Origin of the sequence: Limimaricola variabilis, from assembly GCF_034371605.1 — a bacterium.
In the GTDB taxonomy this organism is placed as follows: Bacteria; Pseudomonadota; Alphaproteobacteria; order Rhodobacterales; family Rhodobacteraceae; genus Limimaricola; species Limimaricola variabilis.
The window spans coordinates 2670875-2686845 of sequence record NZ_CP139691.1 but is presented as its reverse complement, the minus strand read 5'-3'; the positions used below and the strand labels follow the sequence as shown (position 1 = coordinate 2686845).

The 15971-nt window shown below is 69.3% G+C and carries 14 protein-coding genes and 1 other RNA gene; 8 read left to right on the top strand and 7 right to left on the bottom strand.

The annotated features are described in order from the left end of the window. Position 1: 1 nt before the first annotated feature. Positions 2 to 691 (top strand): fumarylacetoacetate hydrolase family protein, encoded by a 690-nt coding sequence (locus tag T8T21_RS13445; RefSeq protein WP_322335945.1) that lies wholly within the window; start codon positions 2 to 4, stop codon positions 689 to 691. A 128-nt stretch (positions 692 to 819) separates the two neighbouring features. Here the strand turns inward: T8T21_RS13445 and T8T21_RS13440 are convergent, their stop codons facing one another. From T8T21_RS13440 to T8T21_RS13420, 5 genes are all read right to left on the bottom strand, one after another. Further along, the gene (locus T8T21_RS13440; protein WP_322335944.1) at positions 820 to 2403 is read right to left on the bottom strand and encodes an ABC transporter ATP-binding protein; all 1584 of its coding nucleotides are present in this window, start codon (positions 2401 to 2403) and stop codon (positions 820 to 822) included. Continuing rightward, positions 2400 to 3524, bottom strand: a complete 1125-nt coding sequence (locus T8T21_RS13435; protein WP_322335943.1) for an ABC transporter permease — start codon at positions 3522 to 3524, stop codon at positions 2400 to 2402. The genes T8T21_RS13440 and T8T21_RS13435 overlap by 4 nt, the downstream gene beginning before the upstream one ends. Continuing rightward, complete coding sequence (locus T8T21_RS13430) at positions 3525 to 4601, bottom strand: microcin C ABC transporter permease YejB (RefSeq protein WP_183475090.1); 1077 nt, start codon at positions 4599 to 4601, stop codon at positions 3525 to 3527. It abuts the gene before it with no gap. Between the two features lie 18 nt (positions 4602 to 4619). Next, the gene (locus T8T21_RS13425; RefSeq protein WP_322335942.1) at positions 4620 to 6596 is read right to left on the bottom strand and encodes an extracellular solute-binding protein; all 1977 of its coding nucleotides are present in this window, start codon (positions 6594 to 6596) and stop codon (positions 4620 to 4622) included. Between the two features lie 162 nt (positions 6597 to 6758). Beyond that, positions 6759 to 7283 carry a c-type cytochrome gene (locus tag T8T21_RS13420; RefSeq protein ID WP_322335941.1) on the bottom strand — a complete coding sequence of 175 codons (525 nt, stop codon included), beginning with the start codon at positions 7281 to 7283 and terminating at the stop codon, positions 6759 to 6761. 119 nt (positions 7284 to 7402) lie between these two features. Here T8T21_RS13420 and T8T21_RS13415 point away from each other — a divergent pair, with 119 nt between their 5' ends. Then, complete coding sequence (locus T8T21_RS13415; protein ID WP_183475087.1) at positions 7403 to 8254, top strand: prephenate dehydratase; 852 nt, start codon at positions 7403 to 7405, stop codon at positions 8252 to 8254. Positions 8255 to 8258: 4 nt separating this feature from the next. On the opposite strand, the gene T8T21_RS13410 is transcribed toward T8T21_RS13415, so the two are convergent. Together T8T21_RS13410 and nudC are read right to left on the bottom strand one after the other, a co-directional pair. Continuing rightward, complete coding sequence (locus T8T21_RS13410; RefSeq protein ID WP_183475086.1) at positions 8259 to 8723, bottom strand: SRPBCC family protein; 465 nt, start codon at positions 8721 to 8723, stop codon at positions 8259 to 8261. 40 nt (positions 8724 to 8763) lie between these two features. Continuing rightward, on the bottom strand, positions 8764 to 9720 hold the full coding sequence (gene nudC / locus T8T21_RS13405) for an NAD(+) diphosphatase (RefSeq protein ID WP_322335940.1): 957 nt from the start codon (positions 9718 to 9720) through the stop codon (positions 8764 to 8766). 133 nt (positions 9721 to 9853) lie between these two features. Here nudC and T8T21_RS13400 point away from each other — a divergent pair, with 133 nt between their 5' ends. The 6 genes from T8T21_RS13400 to T8T21_RS13375 all read left to right on the top strand — a co-directional run bounded on the left by T8T21_RS13400 (position 9854) and on the right by T8T21_RS13375 (position 15970). Continuing rightward, on the top strand, positions 9854 to 11773 hold the full coding sequence (locus tag T8T21_RS13400) for a 5'-nucleotidase C-terminal domain-containing protein (protein WP_322335939.1): 1920 nt from the start codon (positions 9854 to 9856) through the stop codon (positions 11771 to 11773). Continuing rightward, positions 11749 to 12408 carry an HAD family hydrolase gene (locus T8T21_RS13395; protein ID WP_322335938.1) on the top strand — a complete coding sequence of 220 codons (660 nt, stop codon included), beginning with the start codon at positions 11749 to 11751 and terminating at the stop codon, positions 12406 to 12408. The genes T8T21_RS13400 and T8T21_RS13395 overlap by 25 nt, the downstream gene beginning before the upstream one ends. A 52-nt stretch (positions 12409 to 12460) precedes the next feature. Continuing rightward, an RNA gene (gene ffs / locus T8T21_RS13390) (signal recognition particle sRNA small type) lies at positions 12461 to 12557 on the top strand. A gap of 131 nt (positions 12558 to 12688) precedes the next feature. Next, the gene (gene rsgA / locus T8T21_RS13385; RefSeq protein ID WP_322335937.1) at positions 12689 to 13708 is read left to right on the top strand and encodes a ribosome small subunit-dependent GTPase A; all 1020 of its coding nucleotides are present in this window, start codon (positions 12689 to 12691) and stop codon (positions 13706 to 13708) included. Positions 13709 to 13751: 43 nt separating this feature from the next. Further along, positions 13752 to 14141 carry a YidH family protein gene (locus T8T21_RS13380; protein WP_322335936.1) on the top strand — a complete coding sequence of 130 codons (390 nt, stop codon included), beginning with the start codon at positions 13752 to 13754 and terminating at the stop codon, positions 14139 to 14141. A gap of 71 nt (positions 14142 to 14212) precedes the next feature. Then, positions 14213 to 15970 (top strand): DNA polymerase III subunit gamma/tau, encoded by a 1758-nt coding sequence (locus tag T8T21_RS13375; RefSeq protein ID WP_322335935.1) that lies wholly within the window; start codon positions 14213 to 14215, stop codon positions 15968 to 15970. Position 15971 lies beyond the last annotated feature (1 nt).

The window sequence follows — 15971 nt, the reverse complement described above, 5'->3', positions numbered from 1 at the left end:
CATGCCCCGTCTCGCCGTCGTGCCCCCCGCCCCGCCGCGCTTCGCCACGACCGATCCCGAGGTCGAGGTCGGGCTGCACCGGGTGTTCTGCGTCGGTCGCAACTATGCTGCCCATGCCCGCGAGATGGGCGCCGACGAACGCGAGCCGCCCTTCTTCTTCACCAAGCCCGCCAGCGCCGTCGTCGCCACGGGGGCGGAACTGCCCTACCCGTCCGCCACCGCCAACCTGCATCACGAGGCCGAACTCGCGGTGCTGATGGGCACCGGTGGCAGCGGGATCGCGGTGGCCGACGCGCTCGATCATGTCTGGGGCTACGCCGCCGCCAACGACCTCACCCGCCGCGACCTGCAGGCCGAGGCCAAGGAAATGCGCCGGCCCTGGGACATGGCCAAGGGCTTCGATTCCTCGGCGATCCTGGGCCCTGTCCATCCGGCGGCCGAGATCGGCCATCCCGCGCGGGGGCGGATCACCTGCCATGTCGATGACAACGAAAGGCAGGCGGGAGACCTGTCGCAGATGATCTGGAGCGTGGCCGAGATCATCGCCCATTTGTCCCGCTTGGTGACGCTGTGCCCCGGCGACCTGATCCTTACCGGTACGCCCGAGGGAGTGGGATCGGTAGCCCCGGGCCAATCCTGCGTCGTGGCGATCGAGGGGCTGGGCGAGGCGCGGTTCCGCTACAGCGCCTGACCGCGCGTCTTGTGCCTCAAAGACTGGGTGAGGCTCAGACCCCACCCGGACGAGCGCCCCGCCCCCCCTTCACCATTCCGGCAAATACGCATGATACGCCGTCGCGGACCCCGCGACGCGGTACGGGTTCAGAACGCCGCCGCCATCAGCGCACGGGTATAGTCGGTGCGCGGCGCGTCGAAGATCGCCTCGGCGGAGCCAGCCTCGACCACGTCGCCGTTCTTCATCACCATCACCTTGTGGCTCAGCGCGCGCACCACCTTCAGGTCGTGACTGATGAAGACATAGGCGAGGCTGTACTTGCGCTGCAGCGCCCGCAGAAGCTCCACGATCTGCACCTGCACAGTCATATCGAGCGCGCTGGTCGGCTCGTCGAGCACGATGAGGCGCGGCCGCAGGATCAGCGCGCGGGCGATGGCGATGCGCTGGCGCTGGCCGCCCGAGAACTCGTGCGGGTAGCGATCCATGGAGTCGGGATCGAGCCCGACCTCGCGCATGATCTCGGCAACCATGTCGCGCCGGTCGCGGCCCTTCTCGACGCCGTGGACGCCAAGCCCCTCGGCGATGATCTGCGCCACCGTCATGCGCGGCGAGAGCGAACCGAAGGGATCCTGGAACACGATCTGGATTTCCGAGCGCAGCGGCCGCATCCGCCGCTGGCTTAGATCCTGGATCTCCCGCCCGTCGAAGCGGATCTTGCCCTCCGAGCCGATCAGCCGCGCCATGGCGAGCGCCAGCGTCGTCTTGCCCGAGCCGCTCTCGCCGACCACGCCCACGGTCTCGCCGGCGCGCACCGACAGCGTGGCGTCGTTGACCGCCTTCACGTGCCCGACCGTCCGCTTGAGCAGCCCGCGATGAATCGGGAACCAGATCTTCAGGTTTTCAGTCTCGGCGACCACCGGCGCGGCCTCGGAGACCGGGTCCGGCAGGCCGGTCGATTCGGCCTCGAGCAGCATGCGGGTATAGGGGTGCCTGGGGTTGGCAAATATCTCGGCCGTCGGCCCCTGCTCGACGATCTCGCCATCCTTCATGACGCAGACCCGGTCGGCGATGCGGCGGACGATGCCGAGATCATGGGTGATGAACAGCATCGCCATGCCGGTGTCGCGCTTGAGCTCGGCCAGCAATTCGAGGATCTGCGCCTGGATCGTCACGTCGAGCGCGGTGGTCGGCTCGTCGGCGATCAGTAGGTTGGGGTTGTTGGCCAGCGCCATGGCGATCATCACCCGCTGCCGCTGCCCGCCCGAAAGCTGGTGCGGATAGGCGCCGAGGCGGGTTTCCGGGTCACGGATGCCGACCCGGGTCAGAAGCTCGATGATGCGGGTCCGCACCGCCGAACCGCGCAGCCCCTGGTGCAGCTCGATCGACTCCGACAGCTGCCGCTCCAGCGTGTGCAGCGGGTTGAGCGAGGTCATCGGCTCCTGGAAGATGAAGGAGATGTCGTTGCCGCGCACCCGCCGCAGCTCGGCCTCGGGCGCGCCGACCATCTCGCGCCCCTCATAGGTCACCGAGCCGGACACCTCGGCCGTCTCGCCCAGCAGCTGCACGGTCGAAAGCGCGGTGACCGATTTGCCGGACCCGCTCTCGCCGACCAGCGCCACGGTCTCGCCGCGCTCCACGTGAAAGGAGACGCCGCGCACCGCGGGCACCCGGCGGCCGTCCTGCCGGAAGTCCACGTTCAGGTCGCGGACGTCGAGGATCGTGTCGGTCATGCGAAGGTCTTCCTCGGGTCGAAGGCGTCACGCACCCCCTCGAAGATGAACACCAGAAGCGACAGCATGATCGCGAAGGTGAAGAAGGCGGTGAAGCCGAGCCACGGCGCCTGCAGGTTCTGCTTGGCCTGCAAGGTCAGCTCGCCCAGGGAGGGCGCCGAAGACGGCAGGCCGAAGCCCAAGAAATCGAGCGCGGCCAGCGTGCCGATGGCGCCGGTGACGAGGAAGGGCAGCATGGTGACCGTCGCGACCATGGCGTTGGGCAGCATGTGGCGGAACATGATCTTGCTGTCGGAGACGCCCAGCGCCCGGGCAGCGCGGATGTATTCGAAGTTGCGGGCGCGCAGGAACTCGGCCCGCACCACGCCGACCAGCGAGGGCCAGCCGAACAGCACGGTGAGAAACACCAGTAGCCAGAAACTTCGTCCCAATATCGCGAAGACGATGATGATCACGTAGAGCGAAGGCGTGCCGGTCCAGATCTCGATGATCCGCTGGAAGATCAGGTCGGTCCAGCCGCCGAAATAGCCCTGCACCGCGCCCGCCACGATGCCGATCAGCGACGAGGCCAGCGTGACGATGATCGCGAAGACCACCGAAAGCCGGAAGCCGTAGATCACCCGCGCAACCACGTCACGCTTGGTGTCGTCGGTGCCGAGCCAGTTGGTCTCCGACGGCGGCGCCGGGGCGACGCCGGGCACGTCGACGATGGTGTCGTAGGAATAGGGGATCGGCGGCCAGATCATCCAGCCCTTGGCGTAATCGGCCGGGTCGCTCTCCTCGAGCGGCAGCGGCTCGCCCGCCTCGGCCGCCGCCATGATCGCCGCCGGCTCGTAGAAGCAGTCGGTCAGCCCGCCGGTGACGATCAGGCATTGCACCTCGGGGTCCGAATAGGCCGCCTCGGTCGGAAAATCGCCGCCGAAATCCCGCTCGGAATAGAAGCTCACGATGGGGCTTCTGAGTTCGCCGCGATAGCTCACCAGCAATGGCTTGTCGTTGGCCAGAAGCTCCGCGAAGAGGCTCAGCCCGAACAGCACAGAGAAGATGACGAGCGACCACAGCGCCCTGCGGTTACGCTTGAAATTGCGCCAGCGGCGCGCGTTGAGCGGCGACAGCGCCATTCAGCCTCTCCGTTCGAAGTCGATGCGCGGGTCGATCAGCACATATGTGAGGTCGGTGAGGATGCCGACGACCAGCGCCAGCAGCGAGAAGGCGAAAAGGGTGCCGAACACGACCGGGTAGTCGCGCGCCACGGTCGCCTCGAAGCCGAGCCGTCCCAGACCGTCGAGCGAGAACAGGGTCTCGATGATCAGGCTGCCGCCGAAGAACACGCCGATGAACAGCGCCGGGAAGCCCGAGATCACGATCAGCATCGCGTTGCGGAAGACGTGGCCGTAGAGGACCCGGCGCTCGGTGAGCCCCTTGGCCCGGGCCGTCATCACGTATTGCTTCTTGATCTCGTCGAGGAAGGAATTCTTGGTCAGCAGCGTCAGCGTCGCGAAGGCCGAGATGGTCGAGGCCAGCACCGGCAGCGTGATGTGCCAGAAGTAGTCGAGCACCTTGCCGATCAGCGACAGGCTTTCCCAATTGTCGGAGGTCAGCCCCCTGAGCGGGAAGATCCGCCAGTAGGAGCCCCCGGCAAAGAGCACGATCAGCAGGATCGCGAAGAGGAAGCCGGGGATCGCGTAGCCGACGATGATGGCGCCGGAGGTCCAGGTGTCGAAGGAGGAGCCGTCGCGCACCGCCTTGCGGATGCCCAGCGGGATCGAGATCAGATAGGCCAGCAGCGTCGACCACAGCCCCAGCGTGATCGAGACCGGCATCTTCTCCAGCACCAGGTCGACCACCGAGATCGAGCGGAAGTAGCTCTCGCCGAAATCGAAGCGGATGTAGTTCCACATCATGTTCAGGAACCGCTCCAGCGGCGGCTTGTCGAAGCCGAACTCGCGCTCAAGCTCGGCGATGAACTCGGGCGGCAGGCCGCGCGCGCCGATATAGTCGCTGTCGCCTCCGCCCTGGCTCACCTCGGCCCCGCCGCCGGCGATGCTCTCGAACACGTCGCCACCGCCCTCCATCTGGGCGATGATCTGCTCGATCGGCCCGCCCGGCACGAACTGCACGAGGGCGAAGTTGATGATCATGATCCCGAGCAGCGTCGGGATCACGAGCAGCAAACGTCTGAGGATATAGGCGCCCATGCGGTCGGAAATTCTCCTTTAGCGCAGCGCGCCCGCGGCGCGCAGCTCTTCTGCGGCCTCGGCGTCGTACCACCAGAAGTCCATCTCGCCCAGTGTCAGCGGCGGCATGTTCTCGGGATGACGGTACTGGTCGTAATAGGCGACGGTGTAGACGTCCTTGTACCATTGCGGCACCCAGATCACCTCGGCCCTGAGCACCCGGTCGAGCGCATGGGTGGCGGTGGTCAGATCCTCGAGCGACTGCGCGTTGATCACCTCGGTCACCAGACGGTCCACCGCCGGGTTGCGCAGCCGCATCAGGTTGCGCGAGCTGTCGTCGGCGGTCTTGGAGGCATACCACTGCTCCAGCTCGACCCCCGGCTCGAAGCCCATCGAGAAGGTGTGGTTGACGAGGTCGAAATCGCCCGAGCGGGTGCGCTCGACATATTGCGCGGTATCGACCCGATCGAGCACGCCCTTCACCCCCAGCCGGGCGAGGTTCTCGATGAAGGGGTTCACGATGCGGTCGAATTGCGGGCTGACCTGAAGGAAGACCAGCTCCAGCACCTCGCCATCCTTGCGGCGCAGGCCGTCATCGCCGACGGTCCAGCCCGCCTCCTCAAGAAGCCGCCCGGCCTCGCGGTAAGTGCGGCGATCCGGGGTGTTGGCCGAGACGTCGAGCACCGGGGCACGGCGTGCCTCCTCGGTCAGAATGCTCTCGGGCAGGAGCCCTTCCTCGACCAGCGGCTCGAGGAGCGCGCGCTCGCCCTCGGACGGGGTGCCGGTCGCCTCGAGATCGGAGTTCTCGAAGAAGCTCTCGACCCGCTCGTAGAGGCCGTAGAAGAGCGACTCGTTCGACCATTCGAAGTTGAACATCATCCCGATCGCCTCGCGGACACGCGGATCCTGCCACTTCGGGTCGTCGAGGTTGAAGATGAAGGCCTGCGCGCCGGCGATGGTGCCGTCGGGGATCTCCTCGCGCACCACCCAGCCCTTCTGGATCGCCGGGAAGTCGTAACCGGTGGCCCAGTCCTTGGAGGAGTTCTCGGCCCGGAAGGTATACTCGCCCGACTTGAAGCCCTCGAAGGCGGCGCTGCTGTCGGCGAAATACTCGACCCGGATCGTGTCGAAATTGTTGCGCCCGATGTTGAACGGGTGGTCGGCGCCCCAGAAATTCTCGTTGCGGCCATAGACGATGCGCCGGTTGATATCGAAGCTCTTCAACTCGTAGGCACCGGTGCCGAGGAAGGGCTCCTGCGTGCTTTCGTCGATCCGCGCGCCGGTCTCCTCGAACCACGCCTTGGAGAAGGCGATGGTCGATCCGGCGAAGCCGATCACGTCGCGACGCGGGGCGTCCTTGTTGAAGGTGAACTTGATCCGGTGCGGCCCCAGCACCTCGACGCCGTCGAGGAAGTTCTGCACCACGGCGCGGAACTCGGCGATGCCCTGCTCGAGGAACAGCTCGTTGGTGAACTTCAGGTCCTCGGCGGTCATCGGGGTGCCGTCGGCGAAGGTCACGTCGTCGCGCAGGTTGAAGATCACCCAGTCACGGCTCTCGGGATATTCGAGCGTGGTGCAGAGGTAGCAGTAGATCCCGTAGGGATCGTCGGCGACCGAGGTCATGATCCGCTCATGCGGCAGCGAATTCAGCGCGGCGGCGACGCCCTGACGCGAATAGGAGTTGAAGCTGTCGAAGGTGCCCTGCGACCACTCGCTGATCTCGCCGCCCTTGGGCGCGTCCGGGTTGACGTAGTCGAGATGCTCGATGTCGGGGCCATACTTCAACTCACCGAAATTGGTGTAGCCGTGGCTGGTGATGACCCGCTCCTCGCCGGCCCCGCCTTCGGCACTGGCCGGCTGGGTCTTCTCCGGCGGCGTCACGGCAGGCGCCTCCTGCGCGCGGCCGGGCGCCGCGACGAACAGCGCCGCGAGAGCCAGTGCCGAGCCGGTGATCCACAGAGCTGGCCCTCCCGCGGGACGGGTGACGGCTCGGGCATAAGGACGGGTCGCTTGCATCTTGCACTCCTCCGGCGGGACGGCCTGAGGGCGAGGCTAGCGGCGCAAGGCGCTGACGTTCAAGGCGAGATTGCGTGAGCGGCGGCGCATGGCCGCCCCCAGCATGCGAAAGGGGCCGCCCCTTGCGGAGCGGCCCCGAAGCCATTCAACCCTGAGGGGTTATCAGCCGCCGATCGTCGCGAGATAGGCGATCAGATTGGCGCGGTCCTCGGCATCCTTGAGACCGTTATAGGTCATCTTGGTGCCCGGCGCGTAGTCGCGCGGGTTGGCGAGGAAGCCGTTCAGATGCTCGGGCGACCAGACATCGGCCACCGCCTTGAGCGCGCCCGAGTAGCTGTAGCCCGGATAGGCGCCGACCTCGCGGCCGACGACGCCGTGGAGCGACGGGCCGGTGCCGTTCACGCCCTCTTCCAGGGCGTGGCAGGAGCGGCAGTTGCGCCACACGCCTTCACCCGCCGCGGCATCGGCGCTCGCATAGATCTCCTCGAAGGGGACCGCCTCTTCCTCGGCGCCGCCTTCGCCACCGGCGTCCTCGACCGGGATCGAGTAGGCCTGCTCGACCTCGCCATGACCGCCTCCATGGCCGGCACCATAGATGATGTCGGCGGCCCAGCCACCAAGGAGGAAGACCAGCAGCGTGCCGCAGAGGCCGCCAACGACCTTGGTCAGGGTCATCGTGTCGAACATGTCGCGTTCCATTCCGTTCGGCGTTTCGCGGGTATGTATCCGCTTCCCGCGCGCGGTTGCAAGGTGTAGTCCCGCGACGAATTGCCCTTATGGGGAGCCCGCCGAGGGGAGGATCCGCCATGGCCGGACGCATCGCATTCCAGGGTGAACTTGGCGCCTATGGTCATCAGGCCTGCGCCGAAGCGCGGCCCGACATGGAACCGCTGCCCTGCACCACCTTCGAGGACGCGATCGAGGCGGTGCGCAAGGGCACGGCCGAGCTTGGCATGATCGCGGTCGAGAACTCGACCTATGGCCGGGTCGCGGACGTGCATCACCTGCTCCCCGAGAGCGGGCTGCACATCGTCGACGAGGCCTTCGTGCGGGTGCATATCAACCTGCTGGGCGTAAAGGGCGCACGGCTGGCGCAGGTCGAGACCGCGACCAGCCATACCGTGCTACTGGGTCAGTGCCGGGGCTTCCTGCGCGAGCACGGCATCTCGACCATCACCGGCGCCGACACCGCCGGATCGGCCCGCGCCATCGCCGAGGCCGGTGATCCGCGCCACGCCGCGCTCGCCTCCGAGATCGCGGCCGAGATCTACGGGCTCGACGTGCTGGCGCGCCATATCGAGGATCACGCCCGCAACACCACGCGGTTCCTGGTCATGGCGCGCGAGCCGGACCTCAAGCGTCGTGGCAAGGCCGGCATGATGACCAGCTTCGTGTTCCGGGTGCGCAACATCCCGGCCGCGCTCTACAAGGCGATGGGCGGCTTCGCGACCAACGGCGTCAACATGACCAAGCTCGAGAGCTACATGGTCGGCGGCCAGTTCACCGCGACCCAGTTCTACGCCGAGATCGAGGGGCATCCCGACGACCGCAACGTCCAGCTCGCCTTCGACGAGCTCGACTACTTCACCGACAGCATCAAGCTGATGGGCGTGTTCCCGGCGGCCTCGCGCCGGCACGAGCCGGCGCAGCGCGGCTGATCTCTCAGCCCGCCCGCCGCGCCCAGCGCGCCTCGATCTCGCGGGCATACCCTTCGAGCCGCCCGGCGAGGCGGGTCTCGAGCGTGCCGCGCGCCAGCTTCAGCGATTGCAGCACCAGCCGTCCGGGCATGGAGCGCGGCGCCAGCGTCACCGACAAGCCGAGCCTGCTCTCGCCCGTCGTCTCGGGCTGCGCCTCGACCCGCACCACGATCTCGAGCCCCGAGCTCTCGCCGCGCACCGTGTAGTCCTGCGGCGCGTCGAAGCCGATGATCTCGGCCGCGATCTCGCGCTCGCGGCCCATCACCGGCACGCTGGCACTCCAGGCCCGGCCCACCGGGGCGGGGCCGCCGCGCCGCTCGATCTCGATCCCCCGGCGCAGCGCCTGCCGCTCGAAGGCGGTGAAATCGCTGGCCTGCTCGAAGACGAAGTCGCGCGGGGCCGCGACCCGCTGCTGCGACGAGAATTCCATGATGCTGCCTCGATCTGCCTCTTTGGGGCGATTTGTCGCGTCAATCGAGCCTGCCCGCAAGCCAGTTCCACATCAGGTGCCGCGCGATCGAGCCCCTGAGCGGCGGGCGGATCTCGGCGTCCTCGCCGGCGAAGATCCGTGCCAGACGCTGCCGCGACACCCAATGCGCGGCCGCGATCTCGGCCGGATCGGGCCGCGGCTCCGGCCGCTCCCGCCCCGCCACGCGGGCATGAAAGCCCAGCATCAACGAGGCGGGAAAGGGCCAGGGCTGGCTCGCCACGTAGCCAACCTCCCCAACCGTCACCCCGACCTCCTCGACCACCTCGCGGCGCACCGCCGCCTCGGCGGTCTCGCCCGGCTCGACATAGCCGGCAAGCACCGAGAACATCGTCTCGGGCCAGGCCGGAGCGCGACCGAGCAGCAGATGATCGCCCTGCGTCACCAGCATGATCACCACCGGGTCGGTGCGCGGGAAATGCTGCGCGCCGCAGGAGGGGCAGTCGCGCCGCCAGCCTGCTTGCGCCATCTCGCTCGGCGCGCCGCAGCGCGCGCAGAAGCGGTGCGCCGCGTGCCAGTTCAGCAATGCGCGCGCCATCGCCGCCAGCTCGGCGTCGCGCGGCGACAGCCCGCCCAGCCGCCCGCGCAGCTCGGCAAAGCGGCCGACCGCGATGTCCGGATGTGCCAGATCCTCGCTCGGCGACATTTCCTCCGGTGCGCCGGGCCAGTCGGGCAAGGCGCAGGCCCAGATGCCCTCCCCCGCCGGGTCGCGGCCCAGAAGCACCGCCTCGGCCATCGCGCCGGCCGAACCGAACACCGCATCCGTCCGGGCAAGCGACACCACCCCGTCGCCATCGAGCAACATCCGGCCGCGCCAGAGCGGCAGCGCCTGCGCGCCGGGCCGCGCCGCCAGAGCCGCCAGCGCCTTCGAATCATCGCGCAGGGAGGCGGCGCGGTCGAACCCGTCGCCGCCGAAGGTGATCGGCTCGGAAATCGTCATCTGGTCTCCCTTTGCGCTTGTGACGCTGCGGCACGGCGCACAGTGCGCAACGTCGCGGCAATGTAAAGCTGGGCGACCCGCCGACACAACCATAGGCTTTATTTCCATTGCGCAAGGCAAGGGAGACGGGTGCGTGGCGAACAGAGCAAGCGACGACATCCAGAGCACGGAAGAGAATGGGCGGATCGCGCTGCGGCTGCTCTGCACCACCGACCTGCATGGTCACGTCCTGCCTTGGGACTACACCGCCGGGCGCCGCGACTGCCGGGTCGGGCTGGCACGGCTGGCGCCGCTGATCCGGGCCCATCGCCGCCGCTGCGCCAACACGCTGCTGTTCGACAATGGCGACTTCCTGCACGGCAACCCGATGGCCGACGCCGAAAGCGTACGGCTGGCGGCGGGAGGCGCAGCACCGCACGCCGTGGCGGTGGCCATGAACGCGCTGGGCTACGACGCGGGCACGCTCGGCAATCACGAGTTCAACCGCGGCCTCGAACTGCTGCGCCGGGTGCTCGACCAACTCGCGCATCCGGTTACCTCCGCCAATCTCCGCGGTCTCGACGCTTTTCCGCTGGCGCCATCCGGGCTGCTGCTGCGGCGACGGCTGCGCGATGCCGCCGGGCGCGAGCGGCTGCTGCGGATCGGCGTTCTGGGCCTCGCGCCGCCGCAATGCGTGGAATGGGATCGCCGCTGGCTCGCCGGGCGGGTGGGCGCGCGCGACATAGTCGCGGCGGCCCGGGCCCGCGCCGGGGCCCTGCGTCAGCGCGGCGCAGATCTGGTGGTGGCGCTGGCCCATAGCGGGCTCGGACCCGAGGCGCCGGCCCCGCCCTGCGCCGAGAACGCCGGACGGGCCCTGGCGGCCCTGCCCGGGATCGACGCGCTTTTCCTCGGACACAGCCACGAGCTCCACCCCGCCCCCGGCGAAGATGGCCTGTTGCACGGCACACCGGTGTCGCAGGCGGGTCGGTTCGGCAGCCATCTCGGGGTGATCGATCTGGGCCTCGCGCGCGACGCGACGGGGCGCTGGCATGTTGCCCATGCCCGGTCACGCAGCGAAGCACCCGGCCCAGCGTCTGCGCAGGTGCACCGCGAATTGGTGGCCGCCTCGGCCCGGCAGCCGCATCTGCGCATGCTGGAGCAGTTGCGCCGCCCGGTCGGGCGCAGCCGGGTGCCGATCGACAGCCATTTCGCGCTGGTCGCGCCGGATGCTTCGCTGCAGCTTCTGTGCGACGCCTGGCGGCGGTCGGCGACGTCGCTGCTCGCCGGTCGCGCGGAGGCCATGCTGCCGCTTCTCACGGTTGCCGCGCCGTTCCGAAGCGGCGGGCATGGCGGCGCGCGGCATTTCCTGTCGCTGCCAGCCGGGCCCGTGACCGAACGCCATCTGCGCGCCCTCCAGCCGCATCCCGACCAGCTGTGCCTGAGCGTGGTCGACGGGGCCGCGCTGGCGGGCTGGCTGGAGCAGGGAGCGCGGCTGTTTCGCCGGCTGCTGCCCGGATCGCGCGACCAGGCTCTGATCGACCCCTCGATGCCGCCCTATGGCTTTGACGTGATCGACGGGCTGACGTGGCGGATCGACCCGACCCGGCCGATCGGCGCGCGCATCGATGACCTGCGTCACGCCGGACGCGTCGTGGCTCCGGATGACCGCTTCGTGGTCGCCGTATCGAGTCATCGGCTTTCGGGCACCGGCCCCCTGGCCCGGGCGCTGCGCCAAGGCCAGATCCCGGTCCCGGCCCAGCCCTTGCACGCGGCGCTGCGGGCGCATCTGGCGGCGGGGCCGGTGGCGCCGCGGCCCCGCAGGTCCTGGCGCTTTGCCGCGCTGCCCGGCACCGCCGCATGGTTCGAGGCGCCCGACGCCGCTCGCCGAACCGTGTCGCGGGTCGCCGCGCGCGGGATCGCACCGCTCGCCCCCGCCCGCGACGGGCTACTGCGTTTCGAGCTGCGCCTCGGCCCGCAGGACGCGGCCCGGCCCATCGACTTCGCCCCCCGGCTCGGCTATGGCGGCTGCGCCATGACAAGGACGCCGCGATGCCCCGCCGCTATGACGCCGTGATCTTCGACCTCGACGGCACGCTGGTCGACACCGAGACACTGTGCAACGCCGAGGCACTGCCGGCGCTGGCCGAACAGGGCATCGAGATCGCGCCGGACTTCTTCGACAGCCTGACCGGGGTACATGACGACCGTCGGCTCGAGCTGATCGCCGAACATGCCGGCCGGCCGGTCGACGCGGTGCGCTTCTACGACGCATGGGACGACCGGGTCGAAGCGCGGCTTTCGGCGGGGCTTGCGCTCAAGGACGGGGCGGCGGAGTTGATCGCCGCGATCGCCGGGCTCGGGCTGCCGATGGCGATCGCCACCTCGTCGCGCCGCCGGCCCGGCCTCGCCAAGATCCGCGCCGCCGGGCTCGACCGGCATGTCGAGACGATCGTCACCGTCGAGGATGTCGAGACGGCCAAGCCCGCCCCCGATGCCTATCTCGAGGCGGCGCGGCGGCTGGGCGCCGACCCGGCGCGTTGCCTCGTCTTCGAGGACAGCGACACCGGCGCGCGGGCCGGCCATGCCGCCGGCATGACCGTGGTGCAGGTGCCCGACATCTCGACCACCGAGGGCCGCCACGCCGCGCATCTGGCCGAGAGCCTGGTCGACGGCGCGCGCGCCGCCGGGCTGTTGCCGCTGCCGGTCTGAGCCCCGCGCCACGGTCTTGCGTCCCCGGACGCCCTTCCCTATATGCCGTCTCGAGAGGTTGGCGCGGGCAAGCGCCTCGCCAACCCGGTCAGGTCCGGAAGGAAGCAGCCGCAACGAGCCCCGCTTGGGTCGTGTTCCAGCCTCTCACCCACCCGAACGACGGAGGACATCATGGAGATTGTGATCGCCCTCCGGGCCGGGGCTGCCTGAGCCGCCCCTTGCCCGACTCGAAGCTGCCCGCTCCGGCGGGCCCGAGTTCTTTCGTGACGGGACCAATGCATTGACAGACCTCACGCTTACCGACCTCGGCTGGTCGGACCATTTCGCGCGCCAACTCGAAGAGGGCGACACCCCCGCGCGCATTGCCGAAATCCATCGCACGATCCTCGTGGCGCTCACCCCCGAGGGCCCCGTGAAGCTCCTTGCGCCCTCCGGCGCGGGCAGCTTTGCCGTGGGCGACTGGGTCGGAATGCGAGACGGCGCGGCGCGCATGCGCCTCGCGCCCCGCAGCCAGATCGCCCGCAAGGCCGCCGGCCACACCGTCTCGCGCCAGCTCGTCGCCGCCAATGTCGACACGCTCGGCATCGTCACCAGCTGCAACGACGACTTCAACCCGGCGCGGCTGGAGCGCTACGTGGCGCTGGCGATGGCGGGCGACTGCCTGCCGCTGGTGATCCTCACCAAGTCCGACATGGTGGACGACCCCGAACCCTACCTCGCGCAGGCCCGCGCGATCTCGCCCCTCGTCGTGGCGATGGCGCTCAACGCCCGCGATCTCGACGACGCGGCGCGGCTCGAACCGTGGTGCGGACCGGGCCACACCCTGGCCCTCGTCGGCTCTTCGGGTGTCGGCAAGACGACGCTCCAGAACGCGCTGACCGGCGGCGCCGAGGCCACGGCAGGCATCCGCGAGGATGACGCCAAGGGACGCCATACCACCACCTACCGGGCGCTCAGGCGCTGCCGCGCCGGCGGCTGGCTGATCGACACGCCGGGCATGCGCGAACTGCAACTCACCGATACCGCCGAGGGGATCGAGGAGCTGTTCGACGATATCACCGAACTGGTGACGCAGTGCCGGTTCTCGGATTGCGCGCACGAGACCGAACCGGGCTGCGCGGTGCGCGCCGCCATCGAGGCGGGCGCTCTCGACCCCGAGCGCCTCGCCCGCTGGCGCAAGCTGGAGGCCGAGGATCGCCACAACAGCGAAAGCCTCGCGGAAGGGCGCGCGCGAGGGCGGGCCTTCACCCGGCACATCAAGGTCACCCAGCGCGGGGCGAGGCGCCGCAAGGGCGGTTGACGCCCCCGGCCCTGCCGGGCCTGATGGCCCGGCAGGAGGGCGCATGGACGAAACCGATGGCGATCGCGAGGTCGACCGCAAGACGAAATGGGCCGAGGACCGCACCGACTGGGCCGAGGACCGGACGCTGCTGGCCAACGAGCGGACCTTCGCGGGCTGGATGCGCACCGGCATGGCGGCGCTGGGCGTGGCGATCGGTCTCAAGGCGGTGTTCGGCGATTTTTCCCCGACCTGGCTGGCCAAGGCGGTGGCCTCGATCTTCATCGTCATCGCGGTGGTGATCTTCGGCGCCGCCACGCATGAGACGCGCAAGGCGCAGCGCCGGATCTCGAGCCATGTGGCCGAAGCGCAGGGCGCCCGGCGGATGCTGATCCTCGCCGTGCTGCTGTCGCTGGGCGCGATTGCCACGGGCGCGATCCTGTGGCTGTTGTGAGCGGCGGCACGGTGGACCTCCGGCCTCCGGATGCCTAGTTTGGCCCGGTCCCTGTATCCGGAGCCCGACGCATGACCGACGCCCCCGCCTACCAGGTTCTCGCCCGGAAATACCGGCCCGAGACCTTTGCCGACCTGGTCGGGCAGGATGCGATGGTGCGCACGCTCAAGAACGCCTTCGCCGCCAACCGCATCGCGCAGGCCTTCATCATGACCGGCATCCGCGGCACCGGCAAAACCACGACCGCACGGATCATCGCCAAGGGCATGAATTGCATCGGCACCGACGGCACCGGCGGCCCCACCACCGAGCCCTGCGGCACGTGCGAGCATTGCGTGGCGATCATGGAGGGGCGCCATGTCGACGTGATGGAGATGGACGCGGCCTCCAACACCGGCGTCGCCAACATCCGCGAGATCATCGACAGCGTGCACTACCGGGCCGCCTCGGCGCGCTACAAGGTCTACATCATCGACGAGGTTCACATGCTGTCGACGGGGGCGTTCAACGCGCTCCTCAAGACGCTGGAGGAGCCGCCGGCGCATGTGAAGTTCATCTTCGCCACCACCGAGATCCGCAAGGTGCCGGTGACGGTGCTGTCGCGCTGCCAGCGCTTCGACCTGCGCCGGATTGAACCCGAGGTGATGATCGGCATGCTGCGCCGCATCGCCACCGCCGAGGGAGCGCAGATCGCCGACGACGCGCTGGCGCTGATCACCCGCGCCGCCGAGGGCTCGGCGCGCGACGCGACTTCGCTTCTCGACCAGGCGATCAGCCATGGCGCCGGCGAGACCACGGCCGACCAGGTGCGGGCGATGCTCGGCCTCGCGGATCGCGGCCGGGTGCTCGACCTGTTCGACATGATCCTGCGCGGCGACGCGGCCGGGGCGCTGACCGAGCTGTCGGCGCAATACGCCGAAGGCGCAGACCCGATGGCGGTGCTGCGCGACCTGGCGGAGATCGCGCATTGGGTCTCGGTCATCAAGATCACCCCCGAAGCCGCCGACGACCCGACCGTCGGCCCCGACGAGCGGGCGCGCGGCGCGCAGATGGCGGAGAACCTGCCGATGCGGGTGCTGACCCGGCTGTGGCAGATGCTGCTGAAGGCGCTGGAAGAGGTGGCGCATGCCCCCAACGCGATGATGGCGGCGGAGATGGCGGTGATCCGGCTCACCCATGTGGCCGATCTGCCCTCGCCCGAAGAGCTGGTGCGCAAGCTGCAGGACGCGCCGGTCCCGCCGCCCCCCGGCGGTGGCAATGGCGGCGGCGCGCGCCCCGCGCAGGGCGGCCAGTCCATGGCGCGCGGCACCCCTGCCCCGACCCATCCCGGCCCCTCCGGCCCTTCGGCACGCGGCTCGGCGCAGCCCGCCGTCGCGCAGGCCGAGAACCCGCTGGCCCGCTACGCCACGTTCGAACAGGTGGTCGAACTCATCCGCACGCATCGCGACGTGCAGATGCTTATCGAGGTGGAGACGACGCTCAGGCTGGTGCGCTATTCCCCCGGCCGGATCGAGTTCGAACCGACCGCCGACGCGCGCGGCGACATGGCGCAGCGTCTGGGCCAGAAGCTGCAGGCCTGGACCGGCGCCCGCTGGGCGATCAGCATCGCCAACGAAGGCGGCGCCTCCACCATCGCCGAGACCCGCGACGCCGCCGCGCTGGCGCTGCGGCAGGAGGCCGAGGCCCATCCGCTGGTCCGCGCGGTCTTCGCGGCCTTTCCCAAGGCGAAGATCACCGAAATCCGCAGCGAGGCCGACCGCCTCCAGCATGCCGCCGAGGAGGCGCTCGCCGAGGTCGAGGACGAGTGGGATCCCTTCGAAGAGGAATGAG

What these genes read in the sequence shown, in the direction of transcription:
- T8T21_RS13445 (WP_322335945.1), top strand. Translation starts at nt 2, where the DNA reads ATGCCCCGTCTCGCCGTCGTGCCCCCCGCCCCGCCGCGCTTCGCCACG.
- T8T21_RS13440 (WP_322335944.1), bottom strand. Translation starts at nt 2,403, where the DNA reads ATGACCGACACGATCCTCGACGTCCGCGACCTGAACGTGGACTTCCGG.
- T8T21_RS13435 (WP_322335943.1), bottom strand. Translation starts at nt 3,524, where the DNA reads ATGGCGCTGTCGCCGCTCAACGCGCGCCGCTGGCGCAATTTCAAGCGT.
- T8T21_RS13430 (WP_183475090.1), bottom strand. Translation starts at nt 4,601, where the DNA reads ATGGGCGCCTATATCCTCAGACGTTTGCTGCTCGTGATCCCGACGCTG.
- T8T21_RS13425 (WP_322335942.1), bottom strand. Translation starts at nt 6,596, where the DNA reads ATGCAAGCGACCCGTCCTTATGCCCGAGCCGTCACCCGTCCCGCGGGA.
- T8T21_RS13420 (WP_322335941.1), bottom strand. Translation starts at nt 7,283, where the DNA reads ATGTTCGACACGATGACCCTGACCAAGGTCGTTGGCGGCCTCTGCGGC.
- T8T21_RS13415 (WP_183475087.1), top strand. Translation starts at nt 7,403, where the DNA reads ATGGCCGGACGCATCGCATTCCAGGGTGAACTTGGCGCCTATGGTCAT.
- T8T21_RS13410 (WP_183475086.1), bottom strand. Translation starts at nt 8,723, where the DNA reads ATGGAATTCTCGTCGCAGCAGCGGGTCGCGGCCCCGCGCGACTTCGTC.
- nudC (WP_322335940.1), bottom strand. Translation starts at nt 9,720, where the DNA reads ATGACGATTTCCGAGCCGATCACCTTCGGCGGCGACGGGTTCGACCGC.
- T8T21_RS13395 (WP_322335938.1), top strand. Translation starts at nt 11,749, where the DNA reads ATGCCCCGCCGCTATGACGCCGTGATCTTCGACCTCGACGGCACGCTG.
- T8T21_RS13380 (WP_322335936.1), top strand. Translation starts at nt 13,752, where the DNA reads ATGGACGAAACCGATGGCGATCGCGAGGTCGACCGCAAGACGAAATGG.
- T8T21_RS13375 (WP_322335935.1), top strand. Translation starts at nt 14,213, where the DNA reads ATGACCGACGCCCCCGCCTACCAGGTTCTCGCCCGGAAATACCGGCCC.